Raw genomic sequence first — 23,901 nt, 5'->3', positions numbered from 1 at the left:
GGAATATTTATTCCTTTTGGCATCGAAAGCAAGAATAAATTATTGACCGACATCCCGGCCCGTGTTACACAGCCGTTACCACCCGCGCTGGGGAAGTGTCGCTGTGGATCCTGCCGTTCGCAAACCGCGTCTGCCTGCTGCTGCCGGCCTGTGTGCCGCGCTGCTGCTGTGGGCGTCGGCCACGCAGGCGGCAGACGGGCGCAGCAGCCAGCAGCGTGCGCGCGAAACGCAGGTGATCGACCTGATCGACAGCGGCCGCTTCAGCGACGCCGATGCGCTGCTGGCGGCCGGGAGCGATGCTGCCGAAGGCGCGTTCCAGCGTGAGCGCATGCGCCGCATCCGCCAGGATTTTTCCCTCGACGAAACCGCCGCCAAGGCGGCCGTGCGCCGCTGGATTCCCGACCTGACCGACGAGGAGTTCGCGCGCTGGGATCAACTCGGCCTGATCGAGCATCTCGATATCGATGGTACGCGTTGGTATTTCAAGCGCGCACCGTCGAACCTGTTCCTGCTCAGTGACGAAGCACGCGCACGCCGCCGCGCGGATGCACCGATGCCGGCGCCGGGCCCGAACGAAGTGCTCAACGCGCACCACGCGCGCGTGCTTGCCGCAGCCGAACAGAGTGGCCAGGCGTCCGTACTGCCGCAGCGCATTGAGTTCACCCAGTCGCTCACAGTGAAGGCCGACGCCGTGCCAGCCGGCGAAACCGTGCGTGCCTGGATTCCATACCCGCGCGAGATCCCGGGCCAGCAGGAGCAGGTGCAGTGGCTGGGCAGCGCCCCGGGCAAGGCGCGCGTGGCTCCGGCCAGTACCTTGCAGCGCACCGCCTACCTGGAAGCCAAGGCCGTAGCCGGCAAGACGACCCGGTTCGAGATCCGCTATGCGGTAACGGTCTTCGCGCGACACACCGCGATCGATCCCGCGAAGGTGCAGGCCACCCCGAATGATCCCGCATTGAAGCCCTATCTGGCCGAGCAGCTGCCACATGTGCGCTTCACCCCGGCGCTGAAGCTGTTCTCCGACCAGGTGCTGCAGGGCGAGACGCGCCCCTATGAAGTGGTGCGCAAGCTGTTTGCTGCCGTGGACCGCATTCCATGGGCCGGTGCGCGCGAATACTCGACGCTCAGCAACATCAGCGATTACGGGCTGCGCGCCGGCCATGCCGACTGTGGCCAGCAGACCCTGCTGCTGATTGCGCTGCTGCGCATGAACGGCATTCCTGCACGCTGGCAGTCGGGCATGGTGTTCTCCGACGATGGCAGCGGCTACAACAACCTGCATGACTGGGGACAGGTTTACCTGGCGCCATACGGCTGGCTGCCGATGGACGTGACCACCGGCGCGCTTGCCAGCGATGTGCCTGCACTGCGCGATTTCTATCTGGGTGGCCTCGACGGCTACCGCATTGCTTTCAACGACGATTTCGGCCGGCCCTTCGTGCCGGCCAAGCAGCACTTCCGCTCGGAAACGGTCGACTCGCAGCGCGGCGAGGCCGAGTGGGCAGGCGGCAACCTGTACTTCGACCAATGGAGCTACGACTTCCAGTGGCGGGTACTGCCAGCCAGGCAACGCTAGCGCGACACATCGCATTCCACACCATTCAATTCTTGCAGGAGAGAGCAGGGGATGAAGGCTTACAGCATCAAGCGGGCGGCGTTGTGCGTCGCCCTCGGGGCGTGTCTGGGCGTGATCGCGCCCAACGCATTCGCACAGGATGGTTCGGTGGTCGGCCGGTTGGTCACGGATTCGGGCCAGCGCCTGGAGGCCGCTACCGTAACCGTGCGCAATCCTGCCACCGGTTTCTCGCGTTCAGTGAAGGCCGACGCCAGTGGCAGCTACCGCATACCGCAGTTGCCGGTAGGCACCTACACCTTGGAGGTGGCGGTGGCTGGCGGCGCGCCTGCGCAAGTGGGTGAAGTGACGGTGTCACTGGGCAACGCCACCACGGTCAACGTGCCGGTCTCGGGCATCAGCACGCTGGGCGCCGTGCAGGTGCGTGCACCTCAGGTCATCTCGATGGTGGACGTAACTTCCACCGACTCGTCCATGAACCTCAGCCGCCAGGATATCGAGCGGCTACCGGTCGACCAGGATCTGAAATCAGTGGCGATGCTGGCGCCGGGCGTGGTCTCGGGCAAAGGCTCGCTGGGTGCGCAGGGGATCTCCTTCGGTGGTTCGTCGGTGGCCGAGAATGCGGTCTACATCGATGGCCTGAACGTGACCGACTTCTACAACCGTGTCGGCTTCTCGTCGGCACCGTTCGCGTTCTTCCAGGAATTCCAGGTGAAGACCGGCGGTTACTCGGTGGAGTTCGGCCGTACCACCGGCGGCGTGATCAACGCTGCGACCCGCTCGGGCAGCAACGATTTCCACGCTGGCGTCGAGTACACCTTCGAGCCGCGTGCCTGGCAGTCCAGCAAGAACGATCACTACACCGCTGACGGTACGCCGTACATCATCGGCAGCCAGGACAAGCACACCACCAACCGCCTCAACGTATGGGGTTCGGGTGCACTGGTGCAGGACCGCCTGTTCTTCTTCGGCATGTACGAGATCCGCGACAATCGCGCCCAGTACACCAACAACGATGGCAACGTCTTCAACCAGGGCAGCACCAACGACCCGTTCTGGGGCGGCAAGCTGGACTGGCAGATCAACGACAACCACCGCCTGTCGCTGATGGGATTCTCGGACAAGGACAACTGGGCCTACGACGTCTACGGCTTCGACCTGGCCAAGGGCGAGCCCACTGCCAAGACCAACGAGATCTACACAACCAACGGCGGCAAGAACTGGGCCGCGTCCTACAACGGCCAGCTCACCGAAGGCCTGTCGGTGCGTGCGATGTACGGCAAGAACCAGCGCTATGCCTCGCAGCGTAGCATGACCGACCTGGAGTGCAACCGCGTGGTGGCCGAGAGCGGACTGGCTCCGGCAGGCGTACCGCTGGGCTGTACCACCAACTCTACCGTGCAGTCGCGCGTGGATGACCGCGAGCAGGCGCGGCTGGATTTCGAGTGGCAGCTGGGCGCCCATCTGCTGCGCTTCGGTGTGGATCACGAGAAGAACGTGTCCACCTATGACCGCTATTATCCGGGCCCCGGTGCGTTCTACTACAACGTCTACAAGACCACCCCCGGCTCGATCCTGGAGAACGGCGGCGTGGTACCAGCGGGCACTACCGCCTACGTGCGTGCGCGGCGCAATGAAGTGGGGGGTGAGTTCGAAAGCACCAATTCGGCGTACTACCTGGAAGACAACTGGTCGGTCACCGACAACCTGCTGCTGAACCTCGGCATCCGCATGGAGACCTTCGACAACAAGGACGCCGAAGGTCGCAGCTACATCAAGATGGACAACATGTGGGCGCCGCGTGCCGGCTTCGCCTGGGACATCAAGGGCGATGGTGCAATGAAACTGTTCGGCAACATCGGCCGCTACTACCTGCCGGTGGCCAACGTGATCAACATCAAGCAGGCCGGTGGCCTGCTTGATGAACGCACCTACTATGCCTTCAACGGTTGGGACATCCGCGAGATCAATGGCAGCCGCTATGCCGTGCCGCGCACCGGTGCGCAGATCGGGCCGGTGGACAACTCGCAGGGCGATGGCACCGTGGGTGACCTGCGCTCGGAAGTGGACCGTGACATGGATCCGGTCTACCAGGACGAGCTGATCCTGGGCTTCCAGCAGATGCTCAACGAGCGCTGGTCCTATGGGGTGCGTGGCATCTACCGCAAGCTGCACAACGCCATCGATGACATGCATATCACTGCCAGCGCGCAGTGCGGCAACGCCGAAGTGGGCTGGGTGATGGCCAACCCGGGCAGGAAGGTCACCGTGTGGGGGGATACCAACTGCGACGGCACCTCCGATGGCTGGTTGACCGTGGACACCAGCAAGGAAGGCTTTGCCCAGTACGATGACAAGGGCAATTACATCGGCCAGATCGGTTGGGACAAGCCGCGTCGCGACTACAAGGCACTGGAACTGCAGTTGGACCGTGGCTGGGACGGCAAGTGGGCGATGAATGCCTCGTACACATTGGCCTATGGGCGCGGCAACGCCGAGGGGCCGGTCAACTCCGATACCGATTTCGCCGATACCGGCCGCACCGAGAACTTCGATGATCCATGGGTCAACCGTGGAGGCTATGGTTACCTGGCCAATGATCGTCGCCATCAGTTCAAGCTGCGCGGCAGCTATGCGATCACCGAGAGCCTGCTGGTCGGCGCCACGCTTGATGCCCGTTCCGGCGGCCCGGTCACCGGATTCGGTGTGGGCAACCCCAGCGGCAATACCAAACCCTTCCACAGCTACTACATCTGCGTGCAGAACTGCACGTCCAGTGTTCCCTCCGAGCGTGTCTACGAACATTCCCCGCGTGGCGGCTACGGGCGCATGCCGTGGACCTACGAACTGGGTGCGAACATCACCTGGAACAAGCAGTTCGGCGAGGCCGACCTGAAGGTCAAGCTGTCCATCTACAACCTGACCAACCAGCAGAAGAGGATGTCGGTTGACCAGGAGAAGGAAAACGCCATTGGTCACATCAGCGACACTTTCCTGTGGCCGACCAGCTTCCAGTCACCGCGCTATGCGCAGCTGACCGTGAGCCTGAACTACTGAAGCACGATCCGCGCCGTCCCAATGGGCGGCGTGGGTGCCGGGTCGCACCCGTGAGGAACACCCATGCATCATCTGCTGATCCTTGCGGCCGCATTGGCCGCACCCTCGGCATCGGCCATCGACACCGCTTCAATTGATGCCGATGTCGCCACCGTGGTCCGGGTCGAACATCTGCCCGGGCTTGCGATGGCAGTGGTCGACAACGGGCAGGTGGTCTATCGCCATGCGGAGGGCGCGCGCGGCGATGGCGGCCATATCGACGAGGACACGCTGTTCAAGATCGCCTCCAACAGCAAAGCGATGACCGCAGCGCTGCTGGCGCGGTTGGTGCAGCAGGGCACGCTGCACTGGGATGATCCGGTGCAGCGGCACTTGCCCAACTTCCGCATGCACGATGCGTGGGTGGGCCAGCAGATGCAGGTGCGTGACCTGTTGATCCACAACAGCGGCCTTGGCCTGGGCGCCGGTGATCTGATGCTGTGGCCGGAGCCGAACACGTTCACCCGCGCCGACATCATTGCCGGGCTGGCGCACCTGAAGCCGGTCAGTAGTTTTCGCAGCCACTACGCCTACGACAACCTGATGTATGTGGTGGCAGGTGAAGTGGCGGTGGCGGCGGGTGGCAAGCCATATGACCAGCTGATGCGCGAGCAGGTGTTCGAGCCACTGGGCATGACGCGCTGCCAGGTGGGGGTGTGGTCGGTGAAGCGCGAGGGCAACGTGGCGCAGCCGCATGCCCGGCGTGGTGAACGCAACGAGGTGGTGAACGCCGATGCTGCGATCAGCCCGGACCTGCCCTCGATGGCGGCGGGAGGCATCCGTTGTTCGCTGCGCGACATGACACGCTGGATGCAGGTGCTGCTCGATCCCGCGCTGGTGCCGGACTGGCTGGGCAGCGAGCAGCGGCGCACGCTGTGGACCCTGCACATGCCGATGCCGTTGGGTGAACGCCAGAGGCGCTGGGACAACGCGCATTTCTACGGTTATGGATATGGCTGGCGGGTGTCGGACATGGACGGGCAGTGGAAGGTGGCGCATACCGGCACGTTGTCGGGCATGTACTCGTCGCTGGCATTGCTTCCTGACCGCAGGGTCGGCGTGGTGATGCTGATCAACGGCGAAGGCGAGGATGCACGCACGGCGCTGATGCAGGCCACGCTGAAGCGCTTCACCGCACCAGACGATGCGCGCCCTGCGATGGAGTACCTGGCCGAACTGAAGGCTGACCGGGCAGCGCAGGCAGCATCTGGCCATCAACGGCCAGCGACCACCGCCGCACCGCCGGCACGTGGCAATGACCTGCCGCATTGGCAGGGCCGCTACTCCGACCCCTGGCTGGGCCCGGCTTCGCTTTGCCCGGGCAAGGATGGCCTGCGCTTCAGCGTGGACAAGTCGCCCAGGCTGCAAGCGGCCGTGCTGCAACTGCAGGGGCGCTGGCTGCTGCGCTGGGATACGCTGGGTGACGAGGCGCAGGCGTGGCTGCAGCCGGGCGAGGGCCCGGCACCGACACTGGACCTGCGTGCCATCGATCCGGACATCGACTTCAGCTATGACTTCCAGGACCTGCATTTCACTCGTACTGGCGACTGCCCTGGCGGCGACCGCCAACGCCGCTGAGCCACCGCGCGTTTCGCCGGCCACTGATGCGGCCAGCGCCGGATTGGTGGAGATCCGCACGTTGTCGCCAGGCATCGACATGGACATCCGATACGCCAATGCCAACAACTTCACCGGCGCGCGCGTGCCCGGCTATGAGGCGCCATCCTGCTACCTGCTGGCGCCCGTGGCGAAAGCGCTGGCGCAGGTAGAACAGGATCTGCGCGCGCAGGGCTTTGGCCTGCGCCTCTACGACTGCTACCGGCCGGTGCGCTCGGTGCAGGCCTTCATGGCCTGGGTGAACGATCCGCGCGAACTCTCGCGCAAGGCACAGCAGTACCCGGACCTGGACAAGCTACGGCTGCTGGCCGACGGCTACATCGCCGAGCGTTCTGGCCATAGTCGTGGCGCCACGGTTGATCTTGGCCTGCTGGATTGCCGCACTGGCGGCTGCACGCCGCTGGACATGGGCACCGACTTCGATTTCTTTGGCCCGCGCGCGCATACCCGGACGAGCGGGCTGAGCACTGTGCAGCAGGCGAACCGCCAGCAGCTGGTGCAGGCGATGGCGCGCCGTGGCTTCGTCAACTATCCGCAGGAGTGGTGGCACTACACCCTGCAGCCCGAACCGGATCCCGGCACCGCGTACGACGTCCCGGTGCGGTAGGGGTATCGGCAGGGCTGCGCCCTGCACCCGCGGTAGTGCCGGCCGCTGGCCGGCAACATCAGACCCAACAGCAACAGCGTGCGTTCCGTGGGTTGGCTGGGCGGTGCCGGAGTGCGGGGACGCCGTAAATCCGTCCATGGAGGCTTGGCAGCCGCATCCATGCGGCTGACACCCCGCACTCCGGCACCGCCCAGCCTCTGACAGTTTCCCGCGCGGTCCGTTGTAGAGCCGAGCCCATACTCGGCTGCTCTTTGTTCATCGGCTGCTTTTTGTTCAATCGTCGAGATACTCGATTTCGATGGAGATTCATCCACGCATGGCGTGGATCTACTGTGGCTACCGGATTGGGTCCGGGGCAGATCCCTTACACTGGCCGCCTCTTCATCCCTGCCCACCCGATGAACCTTCCCCTGCACTTCGGCCTGCTCGGTACCCTGGAAGCCGGCGCCATCGCCCTGCTGGTCGGGCTGCTGGTGTACTTCCTGTGGTCGCGGCTGTGCCGGCTCCTGCACTGGACAGCGGGTCACGCGATCGGGTGGTCCTGTGTCATCGCCGTGATCATCTCCGCCGGCATCGATGCATGGAAGCTGTTCTACATGGGCATCGTGCGGCTGGAGTCGCCGCTGTACGCGCGCCTGTTCCTCGCCACCATCCACGATCCGAACGAACTCGGCAGTCGCGTGGTGCTGGAAATCGCCGGCGCGCTCGCCGGTGTTGCGCTCGGCTGGGTGTTGTTCAGTTCGCGGTCATCGGAGAAAACCGTCGACTGACGCAGGTTTTTCGTTGGTTGCCGGTTAAATCCGGCAGCGCTGAATGCGCATCTTATGAGCTGCTCACTTGCTGCTAACCACCGTGCTAATGCATGCGCGGGGGCGAGTGGTTAATGGTGCGTGTTGACGCCGGTCGCGGGGCAAAATCGATTCAGAAACGGGGTGGCAGGGTAGGTGCCGTGCGGAGACAACACGCCGCGCAACACCACCCAATTGGCAGGAGACACCCCTGATGACTATTCGCAACCGCAAGCCCCTGATCGCCCTGATCGTCGCCGCTGGCAGCGTGCTGGCCATTCCGGCGATGGCCCAGTCGGCCAAGCAGCAGGCGGCGCATGCGCAGAACGAGGCCGCACAGGCCCAGCAGGCAGCTGCACAGGCCGGCCAGGCCGCCGACCAGGCGACCAACGCTGCCGCAGCCGCATCGGCGCAGGCCAACGGCGGTGGCCAGACCTGGGCCAGCATCGATACCGATGGCAACGGCACCATCAGCAAGACCGAGGCGCAGGTGAACGCGGGCCTGGCCCAGGTGTTCGACCAGGCTGATACCAACAAGGACGGCGAGCTGAGCGCCGATGAGTACAAGGCCTATGTGGCCGCCCAGCAGGCCGGCGCCGGCGGCGCAGCGCAGGGTGCGCAGGGCAGGTAAGACCTGTATCGGGGCGTATGGGAACCCGGGCGGCTTGGGCCGCCCGGGTTTTTTTTCGTCACCACGGCCCCTGTATCCTTGCGCGATGAACACCTCCACGCCTGCGCCGTCGCGCGCCATCGGCCTGGTCGGTTTTGACGGTGACGATACGCTTTGGAAGAGCGAGGACTACTACCGCAAGGCCGAGCAGGACTACCTTGACCTGCTGTCGCGCTACGTCGACGTGCACGACACCCAGACTGCGCGCCACCTGCTGGAAGTGCAGCAGCGCCACCTGGGTACCTTCGGCTATGGCGTGAAGAGCATGACGCTGTCGATGATCGAAGCGGCCATCGACATCACCGGCCAGCGCATCGAAGCGAAGGACATCCAGCGCATCCTGGATATCGGCCACGACACCCTGCGCCACCCGGTCGAACTGATCGACGGTGTGCGCGAAGCGGTGGCGGCCATCGCCGAGCACTACCCGGTGGTGCTGATCACCAAGGGCGACCTGTTCCACCAGGAAGCGAAGATCAAGGTCGCCAACCTGGGCGAGCTGTTCCCGCGCATCGAGATCGTCTCGGAGAAGGACCCGGAAACCTACGCCCGCGTGCTGGCCGAGTTCGATCTGCCCATGCAGCGCTTCGTGATGGTCGGCAACTCGCTGCGTTCGGACATCGAGCCGGTGGTTACCCTGGGTGGCTGGGGCGTGCATACCCCGTACGCGGTGACCTGGGCCCACGAGACCCAGCACGGCGTGGCCGACGATGAACCGCGCATGGTCACCGCCGACACCGCCCACGACTGGCCGGCCGCACTGGCGGCGATCGAAGCCAAGGCCGCTGCGGCGGCCTGACAGGGCCCGGCGGCTGCGGCAGAATCGGGGCATGAATTACCGACTGCGCGTGTTGCTGTTGTCCCTGCTGCTGGCGCCGGCCACCGTGCTGGCCCAGCAGACCGCCGAGCGTTCGGCTGCGTATGAGGTGGCAACCGGCGACAGCTGGGTTGATGCCCAGCTGCAGGACATCAACCATTACGCCGAACGCTACCCGGATGCCTTTCTCGATGAGGTATCGCGCTATGCCGACGTGCCCCGTGGCTACATCAGCGCGCTGTTCACCACCCATGGCTGGCAGGCCGGGGACATCTACTTCGCCTGCTTCTGGGCCAAGGCCAGCGGCCAGACCTGCCGCGACAGCGTGCGCGCCTTCAGCCAGGACCCGGACGGCGGCTGGGAAGCGGTGGTGAAGCGGATGCCCACCAATCCGGACAACCTGCATTACCGTGCCGTGCGCCACGCCATCGTGGCCAGCTACCAGCATTGGGACCGGCCGATCACCCTGGATGCCACCCTGAAGCGCCAGCTCAAGCGGTAGTGCCTGCCGCTGGCCGGTAATTGCACCCTTCCAGGCATCCGGAGATTGCCGGCCAGCGGCCGGCACTACCTGTTTGTTTCATGTTGCTCTGCATATCGCCGCCACCGCGCGCTCCGGCGACAATACGGGTCCGAGCTGTTCCCCCGTTCCCGTAATCGAGTGACTGATGAGCGCCTCTTTGGTTTCGCCTGATGTGATCCGCCGCCTGTTCGCACAGGCCATGTCCCGCATGTACCGCACCGAAGTGCCGCTGTACGGCACGCTGGTGGAACTGGTGGAGCGGATCAACGCGCAGGTGCTGGAGCAGGACCCGGCGCTGGCCGCGCAGCTGCAGCGCAACGACGAGCGCGCACGCCTGGATGAAGAGCGCCACGGCGCGATCCGCGTGGGCACCGTGCAGGAACTGGCCACGCTGCGCCGCCTGTTCGCCGTGATGGGCATGTACCCGGTCGGCTACTACGACCTGTCGGTCGCGGGCGTGCCGGTGCATTCCACCGCGTTCCGCCCGCTCACCGGCGCGGCGCTGGCGCAGAATCCGTTCCGCGTGTTCACCTCGCTGCTGCGCCTGGAGCTGATCGAAGACGAAGCGCTGCGTGCCGAATCGGCGAAGATCCTTGCGCGCCGCCGCATCTTCACCGACGGCGCGCTGGCACTGATCGACCAGGCCGAGCGTGACGGCGGCCTGTCGCAGGCCGATGCCGAACGCTTCGTCGACGAAGCGCTGGAAACCTTCCGCTGGCACGGCGATGCCACCGTCGACCTGCCGACCTACCACGCGCTGCACAACGCGCACCGCCTGGTGGCCGACGTGGTCAGTTTCCGTGGCCCGCACATCAATCACCTGACCCCGCGCACGCTGGACATCGACGCTGCGCAGGCGGCGATGATCGAACACGGCATGGCCGCCAAGGCGGTGATCGAAGGCCCGCCGCGCCGCGCCTGCCCGATCCTGCTGCGCCAGACCAGCTTCAAGGCATTGGAAGAGGCCGTGCATTTCCCGGGCGGCGAAGGCGGCGATGCCGGCACCCATACCGCGCGCTTCGGCGAGATCGAACAACGCGGCCTTGCGCTCACCCCGAAGGGCCGCGCGCTGTACGACCAGCTGTTGTCCCAGGCCCGCGATGCCGGTGGCGAAGGCAGCACCGGTGGCGACTACGGCCAACGCCTGCAGGCGGTGTTCGCCAGCTTCCCGGATGACCATGACACGCTGCGCCAGGAAGGACTGGGCTATTACCGCTACCAGCTGACCGACGCCGGCCGTGCCGCGCCCGAGCGCGTGGCGGATCTGCCGGCTGAAGTGCTGGTGGCCGCCGGCCTGGCCACGGCCGACCCGATCGTCTATGAGGATTTCCTGCCGGTCAGTGCCGCGGGCATCTTCCAGTCGAACCTGGGTGGTGAAGAACAGCGCGCCTATGCCGCACATGCCAACCGCGAGGCCTTCGAGCAGGCGCTGGGCGTGGCGGTGCATGACGAGTTCGAGATCTACGAGCGGCTGCAGGCTGAGTCGCTGGCGAGCCTGCGCATCGCGTGAAGGTAGAGCCGGCCGCTGGCCGGCTGCTGGGGAAGCCGGCCAGCGGCCGGCTCTACCCGATTCCGTAGCTGGGGTCAGAGCCCTTTCCTGTGGAAAGGGATCCGACCCCGACGTTGCGCATGATCGGGGTCAGATCCCTTTTCGGCAGAAAAGGGCTCTGACCCCCTACGCAATCAGCCCTTCATCGTTCCGGTATCCAGCCAGCGCTGGTGCCACGACAGCGCTTCCGGCAGCAGGTGCGGGGTGTGTTTGCCGTAGCTCTCGCGGCTGGCGCGGTCGAAGTAATCCTGCAGCTGCGGACGGAAATCCGGATGCGCGCAGTTGTCGATCAGCACCTGCGCGCGCTTGCGCGGGGTCAGGCCACGCAGGTCGGCCAGGCCCTGTTCGGTGACGATCACCGACACGTCGTGCTCGGTGTGGTCGACATGGCTGGCCATCGGCACGATCGCCGAAATGGTGCCGTTCTTCGCGGTGGACGGGCTCAGGAACGCCGACAGGAAACCGTTGCGGGCGAAGTCGCCGGAACCGCCGATGCCGTTCATGATCCGCGTGCCCATCACGTGCGTCGAATTGACGTTGCCGTAGATGTCCACCTCGATCATGCCGTTCATGCCGATGCAGCCCAGGCGGCGCACCAGTTCCGGATGGTTGGAGATTTCCTGCGTGCGCATGATGATGCGCTCGCGGTAGAAATCGATGTTCTCCTTGAACGTCTCGTTGGCCTGCGGGCTCAGCGCGAAGCCGGTGCACGAAGCGTAGCTCAGCACGCCATCACGCAGCAGGTCGAGCATGCCGTCCTGGATCACTTCGGTGAACGCGGCCAGGTCGCGGAAACCGCTCTTGGCCAGGCCGGCCAGCACCGCGTTGGGAATGTTGCCCACGCCCGACTGCAGCGGCAGCAGGTTCGGCGGCAGGCGGCCCTTCTTCACCTCATGCTTGAGGAACTCGATCAGGTGCGAGGCGATCTGTTCGCTGGTCGCATCGATCGGGCTGAACGGGCTGTTGCGGTCGGGGCCGTTGGTACGCACCACCGCCACGATCTTGTCCGGGTCGCAGCGCAGCGCGGTGTCGCCGATGCGGTCGTTGGCGTTCACCAGCGGAATCGGCTTGCGGTGCGGCGGCAGCGCGGTGCCGTAGTAGATGTCGTGCATGCCGTCGACGCCGGCCGGCTGCCATTCGTTGACCTCGACGATCACCTTCTTGGCCAGGTCCAGCCAGGTCTTGTTGTTGCCGACCGAGGTGGAGGGCACCAGCGAACCGTCCTCGCGGATGGCCGAGACTTCGATCACGGCGGTATCGATCTCGCCGTAGAAGCCGAACCACACGTGCTGGGCAACGTGGCTGAGGTGGATGTCGATGTAGTCCAGCTTGCCCTCGTTGATGCGGTTGCGCGCATCCGGGTCGCTCTGGAACGGCATGCGCATGGCGATGCCATCGGCCTTGGCCAGCGCGCCATCGAGTTCCGGCGCGGTGGAGGCGCCGGTCATCAGCTTGATCTGGAAAGGGTTGCCCTGGGCATGCACCGCTTCGATGCGGCGGGCCAGTTCGACGGGAACGGCCTTGGGATACCCGGAGCCGGTAAAGCCGCTCATGGCCACGGTTTCACCGGGCTGGATCAGCGCGGCTGCGGCCTCTGCGGAGACCACGCGGTCACGGAGACGCGCGTTGGCGATGCGATCAACAGACATGACGACACGTGTTGCTGGGGGGAATTCCGATTATCGGCCATCCTCATCCGTACGGGGGGTTCTACCTTCGTGGAATGGCTTTTCCCCGCAGGGGTCACCCAAACCCGTCGGTTTTGTTTTGCAGTGCAGCGTGCAAAGTGCTTTCGCAGCCCGCACGATGGTCCTGCATCCCGACGTGGGGGAGGGAGCAGAGCCCGCTGGCAGTTCGCTGCAAGCGGGCTTTTTTATTGCCTGTCGCCCAGTATGAATACGCGGCCTCCATTGTTGGTAATGCCGGCCGCTAACCGGCAGATCCGTTGACTTGGTAGTGCCGGCCGCTGGCCGGCAGATCCGATGATGCTGCCGAAGGTTACCGGGGTTGCCGGCCAGCGGCCGGCACTACCGGGTCCGTTGCGCCCCGGCCGGGTCGATACAATCAGTGCATGACCCTCGCCCCCGCTGATCTGCCCGTCTCCCTGCAGCCTCTTGTCGACCGCGCCCTGGCGCGCCTGGCCCAGGTCCTGCCAGAGCCCATCCCGTCCGACCTGCTGCCGTTGCTGACCCGGCTGGCGGTGGCCAGCGACTTCGCGCTGGACACCCTGGTGCGCCAACCCGCGCTGCTGGCGCAGCTGGCCACGCCCGGCTGCCCGCCGATCCCGGCGCCGGTGCTCGATCCGCTGCAGCCCAGCGACTGGCCTGCACAGCTGCGGCGCTGGCGTGCGGCGATGTCCACACGGTTGATCTGGCGCGACCTTGCCGGGCTGGACGACGTGGCGCAGACCCTGGCCGGCGCCACCACCCTGGCCGAAGACTGCCTGCGGCTGGCGCTGGAGGCCCTGCAGCAGGAATTCGTCCAGCGCCATGGCGTCATCGCCGATGACCAAGGCACGCCGCAGCAGCTGGTCGTGTTCGGCCTCGGCAAGCTGGGCGGCGGCGAGCTCAACTTCAGTTCCGATATCGATCTGGTCTACGCCTATCCGCACGGCGGCGAATCCGATGGCCCGCGCGCGCTGGCCGCCGAAGAGTACTTCGCCCGCCTCGGCCAGCGCCTGGCCAAGCTGCTGGACGAAACCACTGTCGATGGCTTCAGCCACCGTGTCGACCTGCGCCTGCGTCCGTTCGGCAGCGCCGGCCGCGTCGCGCTGTCGTTCGCGGCGATGGACCAGTATTTCCAGCGCGAGGGCCGCGACTGGGAACGCTACGCGTGGCTGAAGGCGCGCGCTGTGGCCGGTGATATCGCCGCCGGTGAAGCATGGCTGCAGACCCTGCGCCCGTTCGTGTACCGCCGCTACCTCGATTTCACCGCGCTCGATGGCCTGCGCGAAATGAAGGCGGCGATCACCGCCGAGGTCGCGCGCCGCGAGTTGCACGAGGACATCAAGCGTGGCGCCGGTGGCATCCGCGAAATCGAATTCCTGTGCCAGGCGTTGCAGCTGATCCGCGGTGGCCGTGAGCCGGCACTGCGCGAGCGTCGCCTGCTGGTGGCGCTGGATGCACTGGTCGCCGCCGGTCAGATCGCGCCCGAGGATGGCGCCGCACTGCGCGAGGCTTACCTGTTCCTGCGCCGGCTGGAGAACCGCCTGCAGATGCTGCGCGACGCGCAGACCCACGTACTGCCCAGCGACGCGCTGGACCGCGAACGCATCGCCGTCGGCCTCGGCCATGCGGACTGGAACGTGCTGCGCGCGGCGTTGGCCGAACAGCAGCAGCGCGTCAGTACTGAATTTGCCGCGCTGCTGGCGCCGCGCAAGGGCCAGGCCGCGCCTGACGCGCTGGCCAACTACTGGCGCAGCCTGCCCGAAGGCAGCAACGCACCACTGCTGGCCGAAGCCGGGTTCCTCGATGCCAACGGCGCTGACCAGTCGCTGCGCGATTTCGCCCAGGGCACCGGCGTGAAGTCCTTGTCCGATGCGGCGCGTGCGCGGCTGGATCGCGTGCTGCCGGCACTGCTGCATGCGGCCACGCGCTCGCCACAACCCGACGCCGCGCTCAAGCGTGTGCTTGGCCTGCTGCAGGCGGTGCTGCGCCGGACCAGCTATCTCGCGCTGCTGGACGAGCAGCCCAGCGCGTTGGCGCGGCTGGTCGATGTGCTGGCGCGCAGCGCGCTGCTGGCCGAGCGCCTGGCGGCGTATCCGCTGCTGCTGGACGAACTGCTGGACGTACGCGTGTCCGGTCCGATGCCGGATGCCGCCGGCATGCTGGCCGAGTGCCAGCAGGTATTGGCGGTGGAGGATCCCGAATCCGCGCTGCGCTGGCTCAACGAGACGCGGCTGGCGCTCAGCTTCCGCATGGCGATGGCCACGCTGGATGGCCGCCAGGGCGCGGTGGACAGCACCCGGCAACTGGCCGAGCTGGCGCAGGCGGTGGTGGTCACCGTGCTGGCGATGGCCGAAGCGGACATGCATGCCGCACACGGCGGAATTCCCGGCGGACGTTTCGCGATCATCGGCTACGGCAGCCTGGGTGGGCTTGAACTGGGCTTCGGTTCCGATCTGGACCTGGTGTTCCTGCACGACAACCCGGCCGGCGTGGATGCCAGTGATGGCGCGCGCCCGCTGGAGCCGGGCCGCTGGTATGCACGCTTGGCGCAGAAGGTGATGGCGCTGCTCGGTGCAGTCACGGCTGCCGGGCGCCTGTACGACATCGACGTGCGCCTGCGCCCGGACGGTGGCAAGGGTTCGCTGGTGTCTTCGCTGGCCAGCTACACCGAATACCAGCGCGAACGCGCATGGACCTGGGAACACCAGGCCCTGGTGCGCGCACGCGGCGTGGCCGGTGATGCCAGCCTGCTGGCCGACTTCGAGCAGGTGCGTGCACAGACGCTGGGGCGTGAGCGCGACATGGGTGTGCTGTATGCCGACGTGCTGAAGATGCGCGGCCGTATGCGCACCGAGCTGGACCGCAGCGATGCCGCACGACTGGACCTGAAGCAGGGTGCTGGCGGCGTGGTGGACCTGGAGTTCCTGCTGCAGACCGGCGTGCTGGCGCGCAGTGCGCAGCATGCGGCGCTGCTGCAGCCTCGCGATACGCCGTCGTTGATCGATGCGCTGGCGGTTGCCGGTTTCCTGCCGGATGCCACCGCGCAGGCACTGCATGGAGCGCATGCCACGCTGCTGGACGTGGGCCTGGCCTGCACGCTGGATCGGCGCCCGCGGTTGGCGCCGACCACGCCTGCGATTGAAGACGCGTGTGCCGCGATTACGGCAGCGTGCAGAGCCGCAGGGTTGCCGTTCGCCTGAGCGGGGGCAAATGCTGCAACAACTTTGGGTGGGTGCGGACCGTTGGTCGGCACCCACCGGATCAATGGCCCTGCGATGGCCCGCTTCTGGTAGGTGCCGACCGTTGGTCGGCACAATCTGTCGGCAGCGATGAGTTCTGCAGGGCGTGCCGACCAACGGTCGGCACCCACCGGATCAATGGCCCTGCGATGCCCGCTCCTGGTAGGTGCCGACCGCTGGTCGGCACAATCTGTCGGCAGCGATGAGTTCTGCAGGGCGTGCCGACCAACGGTCGGCACCCACCGAATCAATGGCCCTGCGATGCCCGCTCCTGGTATGTGCCGACCGTTGGTCGGCACAATCTGTCGGCAGCGATGAGTTCTGCAGGGGGTGCCGACCAACGGTCGGCACCCACCGAATCAATGGCCCTGCGATGCCCGCTCCTGGTAGGTGCCGACCGTTGGTCGGCACAATCCGCCAGCGGTAATGAACTCCGATGGAGCGTGCCAACCAAGGTCGGCACCCACCAGAGCATGTGCGGTCAGCTGGTGGCCCGCAGCGGCGCCATCTTCCACAACAACGCGCGGAACGGGGCCAGCAGGCAGACGCCGATCGCCAGCTTCACCGCCAGGTCGCCCGCTGCCCAGCTCACCCACGGCAGGGCGGAACCGGCAAACGCGATCGACCAGAAAATGGTGGTATCCACCGTCGCGCTGCAGGTGGTGGCCACCATCGGTGCGCGCCACCAGCTGCCACGACGCAGGCGGTCGAACACGGTGATGTCCAGCAGCTGCGCCACGATGAAGGCCGAGCACGAGGCAATGGCGATGCGCGGCGTGGCCACCCACACCGACAACACCACCGCCACCAGGAAGCCGATCCACGCCACGCGGCGCGCCGGGCCCGGGCCGAAGCGGCGGTTGATCAGGTTGCTGACCAGGAACGCGACTGGATAGCTGAAGGCACCCCAGGTCAGCCAATCGTTGATCGGGTACTGCACCAGTACGTTGGACAACAGCACCACCGCGCCCATCGCCAGTACCGCCAGCACCAGGGCGCGCGGGGTCAGCGGGGCAAAAAGAGGGGCAGGACGCACGGACATGGCGAGCCAGGGGGACAAAGGGGATCGCCCATTATCCGCCCGGCCCGCGGCAAAGCCAAAACCGGTCGTTCAGCTTTACAGCGCTTCGCTCATCACATCGCCAGCGGCGTAGGCGGTGGGCACGTAAGCCAGTGCCTGGCCCTGCGCGCTTTTCACGGTCCAGCCGGCACCGGCTTCGGTGGGGTCGAAGTGCACCTGCTGGCCGACCACGAAGCCTGCCGCCTGGTCTTCATGCACGCGCGCCAGCCAGCGCAGGGTGGCGGTCTGGTCGGCCTTGTCCGGCACCTGCAGCTGCACCTGGCGCTCGCCCTCCGGCGTGGTCTCCACCTTCTTCACCTCCATCGGCGGCAGCGGCACTGCCTTGGTGCGCGTGGCCCGGCCGTTGCGTTCGCTGGCCTTGAACGGCGCCTTGGACAGTTCGGACAATCCCATCGAGGCCGCCAGTGGCAACGACAGCACCACGAACGACGTCACGATCACGCTGGCCTCGCTGCTGTTCAACTGCGGCGCGGCGCCAGCATGGACAGTGGGCACCAGCAGCGCCGAGAGCAGCAGGGCGGACGCGGGAATGCGCAGGCAACGGAACATGGAGACCTCCTGGTCAACGTGGGGGCGGCGGCTCAGCGCCGGGTATCGAAAATGTCGCGCGGGCCGGTGGCCTCGGGCAGGTATTCCAGTGGGCGGCCCTGGTTGTCCTTCACCTGCCATCCCTGGTCGGTGCCGGTCGGCTCGAAGTTCACGGTCTGTCCCACGGTGAACTGCACGGCGGGATCGCCGGGGCGCTTCGGCCACTGCATCGACGCGGTGTTCTGCGGGTTGTTGGCATCACGCAGCAGTACTTCGCGGCGGCCGTCGACGGTGGTGGCGATGGCGCTCACCTGCATCTGCGGCAGCTTCACCGATGCGCCGTGGCCGGGCGGCAGCCCGGCATCCCGGGCTTCCTTGGCAGCGGCGGCGCGCGCCGAAGCAACCAGGGGCGCGGACATTTCCAGGCTCGGCCCCTGCGGACCCGGGTCCTGCAGGATGATGATGCGGCGTTCGGCATGGGCGGTGTTCGCGCCGAGCAGGCCGGCAATGATCACCATCGACATCAGGGAAACAGGCTGCGGACGCATATCGTTCTCCTCGCGGGATTCAGGGCGTGGCGGCAGCAGCACCGGCCACCGGCACATGGGGGATCACCAGTTCCTGCTGCAGCTGGCTGCGCTGGTGCAGGAAGTCGAACACCGATTCCACCGTCACCACCGAATAGTTGCCGGAGATGCGTTCGCCGGCCGGATGGTCGGTGGTGGTGGCGTTTGCAATGAACAGGCGTGCACCCACGCGCTTGCCCAGGCCGATATGCAGCACGCTGGGCTGGTACTTCTACTGGCGCAGCCACTGCTGCGCCTGTTCGCGCTTGACGATGGCCGGCGCGCCTTCGATCTGTGCCATCGCCGCGGTCAGCACTTCCAGCACCCACTGGTTGGAGTTCTGGTAGTCGGTGGCGAACGGGTAGGCGACCACGTTGTACCTGGTCTCGTGCAGCGCCTTGGGCTGGATCGACGGCGACACCAGCATCGCCTTCAATGCAGCACGCAGCGGCGCCGACGGCACGCCGATGCGCAGGTCGGTATGCCCGCCGCTCTCGCCGACGAAGTTGCCCAGGCCCTCGTGGTACAGCTGCGAGCTGTCGGTCTTGCAGCGGTTGAGCAGGTGCATCGCGCGCCAGCGGCCGTCGTCCTCGCGCAGCAGGAAGGCCAGGTGGCTGTGGCGCAGGCCGTAGCGGCTCAGGTCCTGGCCACCGCGCGCGGCCACCGCCACGTCCACATCGGGCAGCGCATCGAGACGCTCGGCGGTGGTCCAGGCCACGTCCAGCATCGCCGCCTGCGCGGCCACGCTCGGGTAGCGCTCGCGGCATTCGGTGCTGTTGGCCCAGGCCGGTGCAGTCGCCAGCAGGCTGGCGATCAGCAGCGCGGCGCGGGGCAGGCGGGAAAAACGATCCATGTCGATACCTTCAACGGCGGGCAGGCCCGCGCGCTGATCATACGCCGGTCAGCGCAGCGGGCGGTCCAGGCCCTTGCGCTGGAGTTCCTTGTCGCAGGCGTCGCTGATTGGGGTCACCGGCAGCGGCGGGCGCTGGCCAGTCTTCGGATCGCGCAGCGCCGGCTGTTCGCGGTACGCGTCAAGCTGCTGCTGGCATTGATACGAGATCGGATCCAGCTCGGTGGGCGTGGTGGAGCAGGCAGCGAGCAGGGCCAGAGGCAGCAGGAGCAGGGTGCGCATGAAGACGTTCAGCGTGATGGGCGACGCTGGACTCTAACCGTACAGTCGGATCGAAATGTTCAGAAAATGCTGGGCGATCGGGTAACGGCGGGCCAGGGCCGCGTCGCGGGGCTTGGGCCGCTGCGCGGTAGAGTCGACTGGTAGTCGACTATCGCGCGCAGCGCGGGGTTTTCAGCGGTATCGCCAACAGCAGTCGACTAACAGTCGACTCTACAACTCCTTCGCTGTTTTCCCGGGCTCTTGCGAAAAGCCAAGCCGCGCTTTCACTTCCGCGGCCACCCGCGCGGTCTCGCGCAGTGGTTCGATGCGGTCGTACTGCCAGTCCAGCCAATGCGCCTGCAGCCGCCCGCGCTCGCGCAGCTGCTGCTGGAAGCGCGCCAGCCGGCCCTGCGCGGTATCGGCCAGCGCCACCATCACCGGCATGCGCGTGGCGCAGGCTTCAGACAGCAGGTTCACCGAATCGGGCGAGACCACCACGCGGTTGGCCCAGCCGAGCAGGCCGCCATAAGGATTCGTACCGTCGCCGCCGTCGCCCCAGATCACATGCGGCAGGTCGGCGAACGTCGCGCGCAGGATCTCGGCCAACGCCGGCGGCGTGCGTCGCGAGGTGGTCGCCAGCAGGCTGCCGCCTTCGCTGCGGATCTGCCCGGCCAGCGCCTGGAACACGCCCACCATCGCCGTTTCATCCCACGGCGCCAGCGGCGTCGGTCCACCGACAAGCAACGCGGTGCGCGGGCCGGGCAAGGTACTGAAGCCGGCGAACGCGGCGCGGCCCCAGGCCAGCCAGTCGTCGTCCACCGGGTTGAGGCTGCCGAGCAGGGTCAGCACGTTGCTGCCACGCAGGGCATCGTGTTCGGGCACCACCACCACATCCCAGTGGCGTGCGCCGATGCGCGGGTCGAGGATCTGCACCACCTGGCTGCCACGTGCCCGCAGGACGCGCAGTGCGCCGGCGGCCTGGCGGCCACAGCCGATCGCCAGCGCCGGGGCCTCGGCGGCCAGTGACGCGAAAGCCTCGCCATAGCCGTTCACATCACCCGGCAGGCGCCGCGGCGACAGCCAGCGCCAGGGTGCGCGGGGCTGCAGGACCAGCGGTCGGTGGGTGCCCTGGCGCAGCGCCGAGGCCAGCGCGACCGCCTGGCGGACATTGCCCGCACGGCCGTCAGTGACCGTCCATGGCGCGCTCGATCGTTTCACCATTGGCATTAATTCGTTTCAGCCCTGCTGGGTGTTGCAACAGTCGCGACACTCTACACTGCGGCTCGTCGTTTCGCCCCGCGCCGCCCGCGGGCACTGACTTCCCTTAGCCGCCCTGGAGATCCACCGATGTCCCACGCGCTCGACGCTGCTGCCCTCGACCAGCTGTTCCGTACTGCCCGCACCCAGAACGCCTTCCTCGACAAGCCGGTCCCGGCCAGCCTGCTGCAGGAACTGTACGACCTGGTGAAGTGGGGGCCGACCGCCGCCAACACCACGCCGGCCCGCTTCGTCTTCGTCACCTCGAAGGAAGCCAAGGCCAAGCTGGCCCCGGCCCTGTCCGAAGGCAACCACGACAAGACCATGGCCGCTCCGGTGACCGCCATCATCGGCTTCGACCTGGATTTCCACGAGAAGCTGCCGTACCTGTTCCCGCACACCGATGCCAAGGCCTGGTTCGACGGCCCGCAGGAAGGCCGCCACGAAGCCGCCCTCCGCAACGGCAGCCTGCAGGGTGCCTACCTGATCCTGGCTGCGCGCGCGCTGGGCCTGGATGCCGGGCCGATGTCCGGCTTCGACCCGGCCAAGGTCGACGAAGCCTTCTTCGCCGGCACTTCGATCAAGTCGAATTTCCTGGTCAACCTGGGTTACGGTGACCCGGCGGGCCTGTTCCCGCGTCTGCCGCGCCTGTCGTTCGACGAAGCGGCGCGCATCGCGTAAGTCGTTGTATCGGTTTCGGGCCTGCTGTCCCGTGGCAGGCTCTTGCTGCACCGTGTACCCACCCTACGATCCGGAGAGTTCCTCAGATGAGCGCCACCCGTAAACTGCTGCTGCCGCTGGCCCTGACCCTGGCCATCGCCGCCTGCTCCAAGCCGGCCGACACCGCTGCCCCGGCTGCCGATGCCGCCGCCCCGGCCACCACCGAGCAGGCCGCCACCCCGGCCGCCGATGCCGCCGCTGCCGCGCCGGCCGCCGAAGCGATCAAGATCGCCTCGGGCACCTACAAGCTGGACCCGACCCACACCGACGTGCTGGCCCAGTGGAGCCACTTCGGCTTCTCCAACCCGAGCGCGCACTTCGGCAACGTCGAAGGCACCCTGGTGTACAACGCCGAAGACGTGACCAAGTCCACCGTGGAAGTGAAGCTGCCGCTGAGCGGCCTGAACAGCTTCACCGCCAAGTTCGACGAGCACCTGAAGAGCGCCGACTTCTTCGACGCCGCCAAGTTCGCCGATGCCACCTTCAAGAGCACCAAGGTGGAAGCCGCTGGCACCAACAAGCTGACCGTCACCGGTGACCTGACCATCAAGGGCATCACCAAGCCGGTCACCCTGGACGTCACCGTCAACGGCGGCGGCGAGCACCCGATGGCCAAGGTTCCGGCCGCCGGCTTCGATGCCACCACCACCCTGAAGCGCAGCGATTTCGGCGTCGGCGCGTACGCCCCGAACGTCAGCGATGAAGTGAAGATCCGCATCACTACCGAAGCCACCGGCGAAAAGCCGGCGGCTTGATGCACCCCGCTCACTCGTCGTGAGAAGGCAGAAGGCCCGCTGAAAAGCGGGCCTTCTTTTTGCGAATTCGATCCGCGTCGATGGCGCCCGGAAACTCCGCACTGCGCGGAAAACCTGCCTTGGTAGAGTCGACTGTTAGTCGACTATCGCGCGCAGCGCGGGGTTTTCAGGCACCGCGCCGGGAGCAGTCGACTAACAGTCGACTCTACCACTGCTCGGTTCCATCACACGCTGGTCGGTTCCATCACATCGTGGGCGGCGCGCTCAGCGCAACGCGCCCAACCATGCCACGCACGCTTCGCTCGGGCTCTGCTTGGCCTTCACTGCCAGCCCGCTCACGCGCACGAAGGTCTGCGCGGCCTGCGCCACCACCTGGCGTGCGATCAGCGCCGCCTGCTTGGTCGCGGCCTGCTGCTTGCGCAGCTGCACGATGTGCACCGACGGGCGGCCCACCGGCGCGTACTTCTGGTCGCGGCGCAGTACATCGGCCACCTGTGCCACTTCGAATTCGGCCTGCAGGTAACGGTGCTGTGCCGCCACCAGCTCGCGCAGCGGTACGCGCAGTGCAGCGGTGTCGGCAAAGGCGGCCAGGGCCGCATCGCAGGCGGCGTCATCGGCGAAGCGGGTACGCAGCGCATCCACGCTGGCCAGGGTCAGTTTGGCCATGTGGGCCTCGTTGCTGCAGGAAAGGAGCGCGATTGTCGCATTGCTTGGCGTGTTCCGGAGCGGCGGTCTTCCGTTTGGTAGAGTCGACTGTTAGTCGACTGCTCTTGGCGCGATGCCGGAAACCCCCGCGCTGCGCGCGATAGTCGACTAACAGTCGACTCTACCTGGCTGGCGTTTCAGGCGCAGCCGCACCCACGGAAGGAAGACCCATGCAGGACGCGCAGTACTGGTTGAACGAATTCTGGTCGGGCCTGAGCGTGCTCGATCTGGTGGGCGGCAGCGTGCTCGGTACGCTGCTTGGCCTGGTGCTGGGCATTCTCGCCTGGCGCGGGCTGCACCGCCGGGGTTGGTTGCAGCGGCGCAAGCGCTGGCATCACTGGCTGCTGGCCAGCTATGTGGTGGTGCTGCCGCTGGCCACCGCCTTCTTCGGGCTGCAGCTGGGCTTCACCGCCGGTGCGCACCGCGCGCTGTTCAAGCAGCTCGATCATTTCCAGCCGCACCTGCAGACCCTGGTGGAAGGCTGGAGCGAGGGCTTCACCGACTCGCTGGACGACCCGCGCATGCGCGAGGCATTGCGCAGCCAGGGCACGGTGGGTGATGTCGCCGACACCATTGCCTCGGCCTATCTCAGCGAACACCCGTTGCCCGGCCTTGATCGTCTTGGCAACGGCCCGTTGGCGCGCGGCACCGGCTGGGTGATCGGTAAGGTGCGCGAAGGCCTGCTGCGCGGCATGGTGGAAGACACGCTGGTGGACAAGGCCGGCACGGTCGGGCTGGAGCCCGAGGTGGTGCGCGAGGCGCTGACCATGCATGTGGATGAGCTGCTGCACACCCGTGGTGTGCTGCGGCTGGTGAAGGCGCAGATCAACGGCATGATGCCCGGCGTGTACTTCGGGCTGCTGTTGCCGTCGCTGGTCATCGCGCTGCTGGTGGCGCTGGAGATCTGGGCCGCGCAGCGGTTCGGGTGGGCGCAGCAGGTGGTAGTGCCGGCCGCTGGCCGGCAATTTCAGGTTCCTGTCGAAGGTTCATGAGGTTGCCGGCCAGCGGCCGGCACTACCTGTTGCAGGGCGT

At 66.6% G+C, this 23,901-nt stretch carries 20 protein-coding genes and 1 pseudogene; 13 read left to right on the top strand and 8 right to left on the bottom strand.

Features of this window, described 5'->3' with window-relative positions; all coding sequences use genetic code 11:
* The first annotated feature begins 103 nt into the window (after positions 1–103).
* The 9 genes from AC5P6X_RS15295 to hglS all read left to right on the top strand — a co-directional run bounded on the left by AC5P6X_RS15295 (position 104) and on the right by hglS (position 11,201).
* Positions 104–1,576, top strand: a complete 1,473-nt coding sequence (locus tag AC5P6X_RS15295) for a transglutaminase-like domain-containing protein (RefSeq protein ID WP_329757234.1) — start codon at positions 104–106, stop codon at positions 1,574–1,576.
* A gap of 51 nt (positions 1,577–1,627) precedes the next feature.
* Positions 1,628–4,630: a TonB-dependent receptor gene (locus AC5P6X_RS15290; RefSeq protein WP_329757235.1), complete on the top strand. Its 3,003-nt coding sequence runs from the start codon at positions 1,628–1,630 to the stop codon at positions 4,628–4,630.
* A gap of 63 nt (positions 4,631–4,693) precedes the next feature.
* Complete coding sequence (locus AC5P6X_RS15285) at positions 4,694–6,247, top strand: serine hydrolase domain-containing protein (protein WP_329757236.1); 1,554 nt, start codon at positions 4,694–4,696, stop codon at positions 6,245–6,247.
* A complete protein-coding gene (locus tag AC5P6X_RS15280) occupies positions 6,180–6,893 on the top strand; it encodes a M15 family metallopeptidase (protein WP_329757237.1) in 714 nt (237 codons plus the stop codon). Before AC5P6X_RS15285 ends, AC5P6X_RS15280 begins: the two co-directional genes overlap by 68 nt.
* Before the next feature lie 398 nt (positions 6,894–7,291).
* The gene (locus tag AC5P6X_RS15275; protein ID WP_322534231.1) at positions 7,292–7,663 is read left to right on the top strand and encodes a hypothetical protein; all 372 of its coding nucleotides are present in this window, start codon (positions 7,292–7,294) and stop codon (positions 7,661–7,663) included.
* A gap of 232 nt (positions 7,664–7,895) precedes the next feature.
* Positions 7,896–8,312 (top strand): EF-hand domain-containing protein, encoded by a 417-nt coding sequence (locus tag AC5P6X_RS15270; RefSeq protein WP_005407824.1) that lies wholly within the window; start codon positions 7,896–7,898, stop codon positions 8,310–8,312.
* Between the two features lie 85 nt (positions 8,313–8,397).
* A complete protein-coding gene (locus AC5P6X_RS15265; RefSeq protein WP_012478958.1) occupies positions 8,398–9,150 on the top strand; it encodes an HAD family hydrolase in 753 nt (250 codons plus the stop codon).
* 31 nt (positions 9,151–9,181) lie between these two features.
* Positions 9,182–9,670: a hypothetical protein gene (locus AC5P6X_RS15260; RefSeq protein WP_049448574.1), complete on the top strand. Its 489-nt coding sequence runs from the start codon at positions 9,182–9,184 to the stop codon at positions 9,668–9,670.
* A gap of 166 nt (positions 9,671–9,836) precedes the next feature.
* Entirely contained in the window at positions 9,837–11,201 is a 1,365-nt protein-coding gene (gene hglS, locus AC5P6X_RS15255; RefSeq protein WP_049418543.1) for a 2-oxoadipate dioxygenase/decarboxylase HglS, read from the top strand.
* A 173-nt stretch (positions 11,202–11,374) separates the two neighbouring features.
* Here the strand turns inward: hglS and scpC are convergent, their stop codons facing one another.
* Positions 11,375–12,889 (bottom strand): succinyl-CoA:acetate CoA-transferase ScpC, encoded by a 1,515-nt coding sequence (gene scpC / locus AC5P6X_RS15250; protein WP_005407828.1) that lies wholly within the window; start codon positions 12,887–12,889, stop codon positions 11,375–11,377.
* 422 nt (positions 12,890–13,311) lie between these two features.
* On the opposite strand from scpC, the gene glnE reads away from it, so the two are divergent.
* Positions 13,312–16,107, top strand: coding sequence for a bifunctional [glutamate--ammonia ligase]-adenylyl-L-tyrosine phosphorylase/[glutamate--ammonia-ligase] adenylyltransferase (gene glnE, locus AC5P6X_RS15245; protein ID WP_169448047.1), 2,796 nt, complete (start codon positions 13,312–13,314; stop codon positions 16,105–16,107).
* 520 nt (positions 16,108–16,627) lie between these two features.
* On the opposite strand, the gene AC5P6X_RS15240 is transcribed toward glnE, so the two are convergent.
* The 6 genes and pseudogenes from AC5P6X_RS15240 to AC5P6X_RS15215 form a co-directional block, all read right to left on the bottom strand.
* Entirely contained in the window at positions 16,628–17,188 is a 561-nt protein-coding gene (locus AC5P6X_RS15240; protein ID WP_005407830.1) for a queuosine precursor transporter, read from the bottom strand.
* Positions 17,189–17,263: 75 nt separating this feature from the next.
* On the bottom strand, positions 17,264–17,776 hold the full coding sequence (locus AC5P6X_RS15235) for a hypothetical protein (RefSeq protein ID WP_329757260.1): 513 nt from the start codon (positions 17,774–17,776) through the stop codon (positions 17,264–17,266).
* 32 nt (positions 17,777–17,808) lie between these two features.
* Positions 17,809–18,303, bottom strand: coding sequence for a hypothetical protein (locus AC5P6X_RS15230; RefSeq protein WP_099605784.1), 495 nt, complete (start codon positions 18,301–18,303; stop codon positions 17,809–17,811).
* A 19-nt stretch (positions 18,304–18,322) separates the two neighbouring features.
* A pseudogene (locus AC5P6X_RS15225) lies at positions 18,323–19,174 on the bottom strand (DUF2145 domain-containing protein).
* 48 nt (positions 19,175–19,222) lie between these two features.
* Entirely contained in the window at positions 19,223–19,453 is a 231-nt protein-coding gene (locus tag AC5P6X_RS15220; RefSeq protein ID WP_329757262.1) for a hypothetical protein, read from the bottom strand.
* A 210-nt stretch (positions 19,454–19,663) separates the two neighbouring features.
* A complete protein-coding gene (locus tag AC5P6X_RS15215; RefSeq protein WP_183153734.1) occupies positions 19,664–20,653 on the bottom strand; it encodes a mitochondrial fission ELM1 family protein in 990 nt (329 codons plus the stop codon).
* A gap of 126 nt (positions 20,654–20,779) precedes the next feature.
* On the opposite strand from AC5P6X_RS15215, the gene AC5P6X_RS15210 reads away from it, so the two are divergent.
* Positions 20,780–21,370 (top strand): malonic semialdehyde reductase, encoded by a 591-nt coding sequence (locus AC5P6X_RS15210; protein ID WP_005407836.1) that lies wholly within the window; start codon positions 20,780–20,782, stop codon positions 21,368–21,370.
* A gap of 86 nt (positions 21,371–21,456) precedes the next feature.
* On the top strand, positions 21,457–22,164 hold the full coding sequence (locus tag AC5P6X_RS15205; RefSeq protein WP_005407837.1) for a YceI family protein: 708 nt from the start codon (positions 21,457–21,459) through the stop codon (positions 22,162–22,164).
* Positions 22,165–22,428: 264 nt separating this feature from the next.
* On the opposite strand, the gene AC5P6X_RS15200 is transcribed toward AC5P6X_RS15205, so the two are convergent.
* Entirely contained in the window at positions 22,429–22,830 is a 402-nt protein-coding gene (locus tag AC5P6X_RS15200) for a hypothetical protein (protein ID WP_099604730.1), read from the bottom strand.
* Positions 22,831–23,039: 209 nt separating this feature from the next.
* Between AC5P6X_RS15200 and AC5P6X_RS15195 the strand changes: the two genes are divergently transcribed.
* A complete protein-coding gene (locus AC5P6X_RS15195) occupies positions 23,040–23,861 on the top strand; it encodes a hypothetical protein (protein ID WP_329757263.1) in 822 nt (273 codons plus the stop codon).
* Positions 23,862–23,901 lie beyond the last annotated feature (40 nt).

The sequence above is a fragment of the Stenotrophomonas sp. YJH_SMC_40 genome, from assembly GCF_059368615.1.
This window is presented reverse-complemented; position numbering and strand designations above follow the sequence as displayed.

What these genes read in the sequence shown, in the direction of transcription:
- AC5P6X_RS15290 (WP_329757235.1), top strand. Translation starts at nt 1,628, where the DNA reads ATGAAGGCTTACAGCATCAAGCGGGCGGCGTTGTGCGTCGCCCTCGGG.
- AC5P6X_RS15285 (WP_329757236.1), top strand. Translation starts at nt 4,694, where the DNA reads ATGCATCATCTGCTGATCCTTGCGGCCGCATTGGCCGCACCCTCGGCA.
- AC5P6X_RS15280 (WP_329757237.1), top strand. Translation starts at nt 6,180, where the DNA reads ATGACTTCCAGGACCTGCATTTCACTCGTACTGGCGACTGCCCTGGCG.
- AC5P6X_RS15275 (WP_322534231.1), top strand. Translation starts at nt 7,292, where the DNA reads ATGAACCTTCCCCTGCACTTCGGCCTGCTCGGTACCCTGGAAGCCGGC.
- AC5P6X_RS15270 (WP_005407824.1), top strand. Translation starts at nt 7,896, where the DNA reads ATGACTATTCGCAACCGCAAGCCCCTGATCGCCCTGATCGTCGCCGCT.
- AC5P6X_RS15265 (WP_012478958.1), top strand. Translation starts at nt 8,398, where the DNA reads ATGAACACCTCCACGCCTGCGCCGTCGCGCGCCATCGGCCTGGTCGGT.
- AC5P6X_RS15260 (WP_049448574.1), top strand. Translation starts at nt 9,182, where the DNA reads ATGAATTACCGACTGCGCGTGTTGCTGTTGTCCCTGCTGCTGGCGCCG.
- hglS (WP_049418543.1), top strand. Translation starts at nt 9,837, where the DNA reads ATGAGCGCCTCTTTGGTTTCGCCTGATGTGATCCGCCGCCTGTTCGCA.
- scpC (WP_005407828.1), bottom strand. Translation starts at nt 12,889, where the DNA reads ATGTCTGTTGATCGCATCGCCAACGCGCGTCTCCGTGACCGCGTGGTC.
- glnE (WP_169448047.1), top strand. Translation starts at nt 13,312, where the DNA reads ATGACCCTCGCCCCCGCTGATCTGCCCGTCTCCCTGCAGCCTCTTGTC.
- AC5P6X_RS15240 (WP_005407830.1), bottom strand. Translation starts at nt 17,188, where the DNA reads ATGTCCGTGCGTCCTGCCCCTCTTTTTGCCCCGCTGACCCCGCGCGCC.
- AC5P6X_RS15235 (WP_329757260.1), bottom strand. Translation starts at nt 17,776, where the DNA reads ATGTTCCGTTGCCTGCGCATTCCCGCGTCCGCCCTGCTGCTCTCGGCG.
- AC5P6X_RS15230 (WP_099605784.1), bottom strand. Translation starts at nt 18,303, where the DNA reads ATGCGTCCGCAGCCTGTTTCCCTGATGTCGATGGTGATCATTGCCGGC.
- AC5P6X_RS15220 (WP_329757262.1), bottom strand. Translation starts at nt 19,453, where the DNA reads ATGCGCACCCTGCTCCTGCTGCCTCTGGCCCTGCTCGCTGCCTGCTCC.
- AC5P6X_RS15215 (WP_183153734.1), bottom strand. Translation starts at nt 20,653, where the DNA reads ATGGTGAAACGATCGAGCGCGCCATGGACGGTCACTGACGGCCGTGCG.
- AC5P6X_RS15210 (WP_005407836.1), top strand. Translation starts at nt 20,780, where the DNA reads ATGTCCCACGCGCTCGACGCTGCTGCCCTCGACCAGCTGTTCCGTACT.
- AC5P6X_RS15205 (WP_005407837.1), top strand. Translation starts at nt 21,457, where the DNA reads ATGAGCGCCACCCGTAAACTGCTGCTGCCGCTGGCCCTGACCCTGGCC.
- AC5P6X_RS15200 (WP_099604730.1), bottom strand. Translation starts at nt 22,830, where the DNA reads ATGGCCAAACTGACCCTGGCCAGCGTGGATGCGCTGCGTACCCGCTTC.
- AC5P6X_RS15195 (WP_329757263.1), top strand. Translation starts at nt 23,040, where the DNA reads ATGCAGGACGCGCAGTACTGGTTGAACGAATTCTGGTCGGGCCTGAGC.